2 protein-coding genes are annotated in these 1669 nt (G+C 66.1%); both read left to right on the top strand.

Annotated features, from left to right (window positions below):
- Nucleotides 1–465: ABC transporter permease (locus EN939_RS33170; protein ID WP_164751469.1), on the top strand; the 465-nt coding region annotated here is incomplete at its 5' end.
- 3 nt (nt 466–468) lie between these two features.
- On the top strand, nt 469–1545 hold the full coding sequence (locus EN939_RS33165; protein WP_127271705.1) for an ABC transporter ATP-binding protein: 1077 nt from the start codon (nt 469–471) through the stop codon (nt 1543–1545).
- The last annotated feature ends 124 nt before the right edge of the window (nt 1546–1669 follow it).

Here is a 1669-nt window from a genome sequence, read left to right as displayed (position 1 = left end):
CCGCCGATGCTGCTGGCTATGGCCGTCGCGGCGTCGCTTGGGCCGGGCCTCGGCAATGCCGCCATCGCCATGGTTCTGGTCTGGTGGCCGGTCTATGCCCGGCTGATGCGGGCGCAGGTGCTGGAGGTGAAGGAGCGTGAGCATGTCGAGGCGGCGATCGCCGCCGGCGCCAGGCCGCGCCGCGTGCTGTTCACGCACATATTGCCGCTTTGCTGGACCCCGGTGCTGATCAGCGCGACGATGGATCTCGGCCAGGTCGTGCTGCTTGCCGCGTCGCTCAGCTTCATCGGTCTCGGCGCCACGCCGCCGACGCCCGAATGGGGGTCGATGATCTCCGATGGCGCCGTCCATTTCTACCAATGGTGGATCGCCTTCGGTCCGGGCGTCGCCATCCTCACCATCGTGCTCGGCTTCAACTTCATCGGCGACGGCTTGCGCGACATTCTCGATCCAAGGTCGGATTAAGCGATGAGCGCACAGATATCTTCAGCGCAGTCCGGCGCAGCCGACAAGGCAGGCGAGCGCGAGCCGCTGCTGTCCATACGCGGCCTGCGGGTAGGCTTCCGGCGGGCAGGCGATCAGTTCGAAGCGGTGCGCGGCATCGACCTCGAAGTCGCCAAGGGCGAAGTGGTCGGCATTGTCGGGGAATCCGGCTCGGGCAAGTCCGTCGGCATGCTCGCCGCGCTCGGCCTGACGTCGAAGAACGCGGTCGTCACCGGTTCGGTCCGCTTCAACGGCGACGAACTGGTCGGCAAATCGTCACGCGAAATGCGCAAGATCAGGGGCGCGCGCATCGCCATGATTTTTCAGGACCCGCTGTCCTCGCTAAACCCGGTGATGACCGTCGGCGCCCAGATCGCCGAGGCGGTCAGGCTGCATCAGCGCGTCACCCGCAAGCAGGCCATGGCGCGGGCGGTGGAATTGCTCAATCTGGTGGCGATCCCGCAGCCGGAGCGCCGGGTGAACCAGTATCCGCATGAATTCTCCGGCGGCATGCGCCAGCGCGCGGTCATCGCCATGGCCGTCGCCAACGATCCCGATTTGCTGATCGCCGACGAACCGACCACGGCGCTCGATGTGACGGTGCAGGCGCAGATACTGGCAGTGCTGCGTTCGTTGCAGGAGCGGCTCGGCCTTGGCCTGGTGCTGATTACCCATGATCTCGGCGTCGTCGCCGGTCATGCCGACCGCGTCGCGGTCGTCTATTCCGGCCGTGTCGTCGAACAGGCTGGCGTATCCGAGCTGTTCGCCGACCCGCGCCATCCCTATACGCGCGGCCTCATTGCCTCGATCCCCAATCTCGAGGAAAGCCGCGAGCGGCTGTTTTCGATCGATGGCTCGCCACCCGCACTTGGGCGCTTGCCGGGCGGCTGCGCCTTCCATCCGCGCTGCATCTATGCCGAGGCACGCTGCAGGACCGAGGATCCGCCTTTGCACGACATAGGCGGCCGCTTCTCGGCCTGCCATTTCGCGACGACCTTGCCGCCCTTCCATAGCGCCTCGCTGGCGGCGGCAGAACTGGACAGTGGAAGCATGGCCCCATGAGCGCAGTGGAGCAAACTCAAGTCGAAACCAAGCCGGCGGCAGCGCTTTCCGTGCGCCATCTTGTCAAGGATTTTCCGGTTCGCGGTGGCCTCGTCTTCGATCGCGCGGTTGCCCATGTGCGTGC

The sequence above is a fragment of the Mesorhizobium sp. M7A.F.Ca.CA.002.05.1.1 genome (assembly GCF_003998335.1).
Taxonomy (GTDB): Bacteria; Pseudomonadota; Alphaproteobacteria; order Rhizobiales; family Rhizobiaceae; genus Mesorhizobium.
This window is presented reverse-complemented; position numbering and strand designations above follow the sequence as displayed.

What these genes read in the sequence shown, in the direction of transcription:
- EN939_RS33165 (WP_127271705.1), top strand. Translation starts at nt 469, where the DNA reads ATGAGCGCACAGATATCTTCAGCGCAGTCCGGCGCAGCCGACAAGGCA.